The organism is Synechococcus sp. R5-12 (assembly GCF_047502655.1).
GTDB lineage: Bacteria > Cyanobacteriota > Cyanobacteriia > Thermostichales > Thermostichaceae > Thermostichus.
The window spans coordinates 1-5,928 of record NZ_JANSIM010000161.1 but is presented as its reverse complement, the minus strand read 5'-3'; the positions used below and the strand labels follow the sequence as shown (position 1 = coordinate 5,928).

The following is a 5,928-nucleotide window of genomic DNA, read 5'->3' as shown; positions in this document are numbered from 1 at the left end:
CCTACGGGTACAGTGCGGGGCTCCTGCGATTTCTAGCTGACGACGCGAACGGGATCCCCAGCGCCCGCAGCTGCTCAACCAGTTGCTCCAACAGCCTCATGGTTCAGCACTTCAGCCCACTGCGGTAGGTACTGGGAAAAATCTTGCTTTTTGACAAACCGAAAAGGCCCGGATAGGGATCCCCAGATCACTTGATCGGTCTCCGGATCCCGACCTTGATCCAAGCTGTGAAAGTAGTCGGCTCCGATCTCAAACTCGCTGTACAAATAGGTGGTTCTGCCTTTGCGTTCAACAATACAGCCTTTGCCGGGCAGGCTGCGGCCCCGATAGCAGGATCCCGTCCATTCCACCTGGGTGACACAGCCGGGCAAGAGTTCCAACTCCGCTGCTGTCAGACCGGCCAATTTCCCCTTCGCGTAAGCGTTGCTTAGCAACAACTCCCGACCGGCGCACCTGTAGGAGTCAGGAGCTGTCAGAGCATAGTTTTGAATCCGGATCCCATCTGGAGTATCGAAGAGGTGGATCACCCGCTGTCGGTAAGGCTGCTCAGGATAAATGTCGTACAGTTGCTCCACGTAAAACCCCACCCCCTGCAACACCGACCAAGGCAAGGGGCATTGGTACACATGAATGTTGGCAAACCAGACGGGCTCTGCAATCGCCTGTTGTAGGTTGTTGAAGTGCCCTGCCATCCAGGTGGCCAGTTGGGCCAGTTGGGGGGAAACAGACATAGGTTCAGATGGATTCAATGGATTGAAATCGAGAAGATTCAGATCGAGCGCTCCTGATCCTGCAGACTTTGTCCAACTGTCAGGGACTCCGTCCCGATGGCGCACTCCATAACACACTCTACAAAACTACACCAGGGAATAGCTTGGTAGCCCTGTACTTGAGTGCGGGGTGGAAAAGCCCTTGGGCAACTTGATTTAAGGGAATTTAAGGGATTTAAGAGAGCATTGTTGCTTACCGTCACCCGCCCTGTCTCTGGCGGAGTTGTTGCCATGGGCAGGGGAACCGCAACCCTGTGGCGACGAGGCCGTTCGCGCCACTCGGACGGAGTTCTTGAAGGGGATTGGGTTGCAGGGACAGGCTAGAGTAGAGGAGCCGGACTCCTGTGCCTCTTGAGATCTCGTCTAAGGTGGTATTGATGTCGGCCCTACCCATTCCGCTGCTGGGGCAATCCTTGTCTGCTCTGAAAGACTGGGCGGTTGCCCAAGGACAGCCGGCCTATCGCGGGCAACAACTGCATGCTTGGATCTACCAAAAAGGGATCCGCTCCCTGGAACAGGTGACGGTGTTTCCTAGGGCTTGGCGAGAGGCGGTGCAAAGCTACCCGGTGGGACGCTCGCGCATTGTGCAGCGGACAGAGGCCCGCGATGGCACCGTGAAGTTTCTGCTGGGGTTGGCGGATGGGCAGTTGATCGAAACGGTAGGGATCCCAACGGCCAAGCGTCTGACGGTCTGCGTCTCTTCTCAGGTGGGCTGCCCGATGGCCTGCGATTTCTGTGCCACCGGCAAGATGGGCTACCGGCGCAACCTAGAGCTGCACGAGATTCTGGATCAGGTGTTGACGGTGCAGGAAGATTTTGGCCGTCGCGTCAGCCATGTGGTCTTTATGGGCATGGGGGAACCCCTGCTCAACCGCGATACGGTGGTACAAGCCATCCGCAGCCTGAATCAAGATATCGGCATCGGCCAACGGCATATCACCCTCTCGACGGTGGGGGTACCCCGGCAAATTGCCTGGCTGGCGCAGCAGGATCTGCAAGTTACCCTGGCCGTCAGCTTGCATGCTCCCAATCAAGATCTGCGGCAACGGTTGATCCCTTCGGCAGCCCACTACCCTCTGGATGCTCTGATTCAGGATTGCCGTGACTACATGCTGCGCACCGGGCGGCGAGTCAGTTTTGAATATACCCTGCTGTCGGGGGTCAACGATCTGCCCATTCATGCCCGCCAACTGGCGCAATTGCTGCAGCAGGCCAGCCGGTCAGGGGTACAACTGCACGTGAACCTGATCCCTTACAACCCCATCTCTGAAGCTGACTATCAACGCCCCCACCCGACACGGGTCAGAGAGTTCGTCCGCCAGCTCGAACAGCACCAAGTGCGGGCCACTGTGCGCCAAACCCGTGGTTTGGATGGCAATGCCGCATGCGGTCAACTGCGGGGATCCTTCCTGCGTTCTTTGCCAGGGGATTTGTAATCGCCGCGCAACGCTTTTGCGAGTACATCAGCTCAGTCCGCAGGCGCGTCGTAACCAGGCGGCATCCTGTTCTGGCAAGGTGGCGTGGTGCATGACGTAAACCTGCCGGTGATACTCGTCCAGCCAGGCTCGCTGCGCCTCGTTCAACAGTTCCCAATCGATTAAGCGCCCATCAAAAGGGATCCAAGTTAGGGAGCGAAAGCCCATCCAGCCCTCGGGCTCGGGAATCGCAATCACCTCGTAGAGGTTCTCCAGGCGGATCCCACCCCATCCCGGCTGGTAGTAGCCCGGCTCGATGCTGTTGATCATGCCCACTTTGAGAGGGGTGCTGGCACGGCGGTGGATCCCGTTGGGCCCCTCGTGGACATTCAAAAAGGCGCCGACACCGTGGCCGGTGCCATGGCCATAGTCCAGCCCGGCCTGCCAAAGGGTAGAGCGGGCGATCCCATCCAACGAGACTCCATAGGTGTCGGGGGGGAAGATCTGGCGGGCGCATTGAATGTGGGCCTTGAGGACCTCGGTATAGCGCCGCTTGCACAAGGGATCCGCGGGTTGCGGGCCAATCCAAACGGTGCGGGTATCGTCGGTGGTGCCCCCCAAGTAGTGGGATCCGGAGTCCAACAAAAACAGTTCGCCCGGCTGCAGCAGCTTTTGGGGATCCGGAGTGCTGTAGTGGATGATGGAGCTGTTGGCGCCGGCGCCGGCAATGGTGTTAAAGCTCAGGCCCACCCACTCCCCTTCCTCCCGGTAGTGGGCCTCCATGATCGCGGCCACGTCGGCTTCGGTGACGGGGATCCCCTGTTGGATTTGCCGGTCGATCCAGGCCAGGGTACGGATCTTGGCCCGGCTGGCTTTGCGGTTGGCCAGGCGCATCTGTTCCAGCTCGGTGGGGTTTTTCACGGCCTTGAGGGCTTCTACTGGGTGCTCCAGCTCGCGGCAGCTCGCATCCTGCAGCAGCTCTTGAGTGCCCTGGGTGGTCTGCTTGGGATCCAAGCCCACCGGCGCATAGCTCTTGGCCCATTGGGGCAGTTGTTGGCTGTAGGTCTCGTAGGGCCAGAGTTCCACCCCGGCTTCTGCCAGAAATTGCCGAGATGGGGGACTGAGCCGCTCCAGATCTGTGAATAGAGCCGCTCTATCTAGGCTGACCAAAGCATAGGCCCAAAACACTGGGTTGTAGGGGATGTCGGATCCCCGCAGGTTAAACAGCCAGGCCACCTGATCCAATTTGGTCAGGGGCAACAGTCCCACCCGCTTGCGGCGCATCTCCTGCCGGACTTGGGCCAGCTTTTCTGCAGGGGTGGCCCCGCTTAGGTGGGTGGGTACCGAGTCAATGGGCCGGTCAAAGGGAGCGACAGGAGCGGATCCCTGAGCCAGCTTATCCACCAAGTTTTCCATGACCGGGATCAAGAGCACCCCTCCCGCTTGGGCATGGGCCTGCAACTGGCGATAGGTGGCCACTGCCACCGTAAAGGGATCCACCCCCAGGCGAAAGCCGGATCCCAGCTCTTCCACAATCTCCATCAGGCTGGGCTGATTCGGCAGACCTCCTTTGATCACTGTCAATAGATTGGGATCCACCTCCCGCTCCGCCTGTTCGTGATAGCGGGGATCTACCCACAGCCAAGCCCTGTCCCGGGTGATCAAGGCATCCCCCACCGAGCCGGTAAAGCCTGTGATCCACTGACGCCGCTTGCGATGTTCCGGCAAATACTCATTGAGATGCTCATCAGCAGAGGGAACCCAAAAGCCATCCAGATCTTGTTCTCGCAGAAGCTGGCGCAACTGCTGCAAACGGGCAGCAACATCCAGGCGGGGCAGGGTTTGGAGCATGGCAGAGGGGTAAAGCTAAACGGCCAGGCTATCGCCATTCTAAACAAGGTTGGGCCGCCCCCACTTCCCGCCTTCAGTGGTCAGCCATTTCAGATAGCAGCCAGATAGCAGCCAATACCTCCCTCTTCCTATGGGTGAGGGAAGAAATCCGCCAGCTCTAGCGCTCCTCAGGAAAACCCGCTTCCCGCCAAGCCCGCATGCCCCCATCCATCGAGATCACCCGACGATAGCCCATTTTCTGTAGATTATCGGCTGCCAACGCCGAACGAAACCCGCCGCCGCAGTACAGGACGATCTCCGCTTCTTTGTCGGGGATCACCCTCTCGATGTCCCGCTCAATGATCCCTTTGCTCAAGTGGATGGCTCCGGCAGCGTGGCCGGCTTGCCACTCCGACTCTTCCCGCACATCCACAAAATAGAAGGGATCCCCTTGCAGTTGTTTTTGCCTGACCTGCTCGACTGTCAGTTCTTGGATGCGGCTTTTGGCCTCGTTGACCAGGGCCAAGAAAGCTGGAGAGTGCTGGGGAGCCATGGAGAACAGGCGCTATGAGCCAAAGCTTATTCCAATCGATCTTATCTGGTCTGGACTTTGGGATCCCAACTGCCCTGAGGCTAGACTGGGATCCAGATTTGCCGGCTGGAGGCCCACAGCTTGAGATCCCGATCTAACTTTCCGCAACTGCTTTGGCCCCTTGCTCTGGCCGTGAGCTGGAGCATCCCCCTTGGATTGACAGCCGGTCACGTCAGCCGGACGGAGTCCTCGGCTTGGGCCCAAGCTGCCCCGATGCCCCTAGAAAGTGGGATCCAGCGGCAAGTTTCCAGCCCACCGCCAGCCGCCCTGGTGGAGTGGCTAAGCCAGCAGGTGGCCGCCGCCAACCGGCGGGATTTGCCAGGGGTGATGGCCGGCTACAGCCCCGACTTCCGCCACCGAGATGGGCTGGACCGGGAAGAGGTGGAAGGTGCCATCCGCAAGCTGTGGAGCTCTCATCCCAAGCTCACCTATTCGGCCCAGATCCTCTCCTGGCGGCAGGTGGGCCCTGAGATTGTTGCGGATATTCTCAGCCAAGTAGAGGGATCCCAATCCTCGGTGCGGGGGGACTTTCAGGTAGAAGCCTCTGCCCTGGTGCGCAATCGCTATCGCCCGGATCCAGCCAATCCCGGACAACTGCTGTTGATTGACCAAGAAGTGCTGCGGGAGGCCAGCACCCTCACCTCTGGATCTGCCCCTCCCACCGTCACCTTGAACCTGCCGGAGGTGGTCAAACCGGGATCCACCTATTCGCTGCAGGCAATTGTGGCAGAGCCTCTCACCCACTCTTTGTTGTTGGGCGCCGTTGCCGAACAACCTGTTGCCGGGGCGGGCTACCCAGAGGTGACTTCGTTTGCTCTCGAACCCCTACAGGCCGGAGGGATCTTCCTACAGGCGGATGCTCCCCAAGAACCCGGTGCTGAGTGGATCTCGGTGATGTTGGTTAACCAAACGGGCATCACACTGGAGAGCCGGCGTCTCACCGTCAGCGATCGCTTGGCTCTGGAGGGATCCCTGGCCATCCCCACCGTCCCTTAGGAAATCTTCAGGATGAGGAGGAATGGCTCTGGGGTAATCTGGACAGGCAGTTGAGCTTGTTAAGATGGGAAACTATGCGCCCCTCAGCTTGTTTGCTTTCTGGTGCTGGCCCTATTTTTGAGCGGTTGCGATAGCGGCGACTCCCTTGGTGCTCCGGTGGTGGATCGCCCCACTCCTGCCAGCAATTGACCGAACAATCCCGAGGGGTCTCGAAAGGTTGGGTCGAGGTGTCTTGAAAGGACCCAACCTCAAGAAACACTGGCATCTTCAGCTAGAAATCCCAGGAGCCCCGCACTGTACCCGTAGGGTCGGTGTCGGGAGGAAT

The 5,928-nt window shown here is 59.2% G+C and carries 5 protein-coding genes; 2 read left to right on the top strand and 3 right to left on the bottom strand.

The annotated features are described in order from the left end of the window. Nucleotides 1-74 precede the first annotated feature (74 nt). Complete coding sequence (locus NW843_RS09285) at nt 75-731, bottom strand: chromophore lyase CpcT/CpeT (protein ID WP_011432661.1); 657 nt, start codon at nt 729-731, stop codon at nt 75-77. A gap of 416 nt (nt 732-1,147) precedes the next feature. On the opposite strand from NW843_RS09285, the gene rlmN reads away from it, so the two are divergent. Then, a complete protein-coding gene (rlmN, locus tag NW843_RS09280; protein WP_414522764.1) occupies nt 1,148-2,206 on the top strand; it encodes a 23S rRNA (adenine(2503)-C(2))-methyltransferase RlmN in 1,059 nt (352 codons plus the stop codon). A 27-nt stretch (nt 2,207-2,233) separates the two neighbouring features. On the opposite strand, the gene NW843_RS09275 is transcribed toward rlmN, so the two are convergent. Together NW843_RS09275 and NW843_RS09270 are read right to left on the bottom strand one after the other, a co-directional pair. Further along, entirely contained in the window at nt 2,234-4,036 is a 1,803-nt protein-coding gene (locus NW843_RS09275) for an aminopeptidase P family protein (RefSeq protein WP_414522763.1), read from the bottom strand. 157 nt (nt 4,037-4,193) lie between these two features. After that, nucleotides 4,194-4,568, bottom strand: coding sequence for a rhodanese-like domain-containing protein (locus NW843_RS09270; protein WP_011432658.1), 375 nt, complete (start codon nt 4,566-4,568; stop codon nt 4,194-4,196). Nucleotides 4,569-4,688: 120 nt separating this feature from the next. Between NW843_RS09270 and NW843_RS09265 the strand changes: the two genes are divergently transcribed. Next, the gene (locus NW843_RS09265) at nt 4,689-5,603 is read left to right on the top strand and encodes a hypothetical protein (RefSeq protein WP_414522762.1); all 915 of its coding nucleotides are present in this window, start codon (nt 4,689-4,691) and stop codon (nt 5,601-5,603) included. The last annotated feature ends 325 nt before the right edge of the window (nt 5,604-5,928 follow it).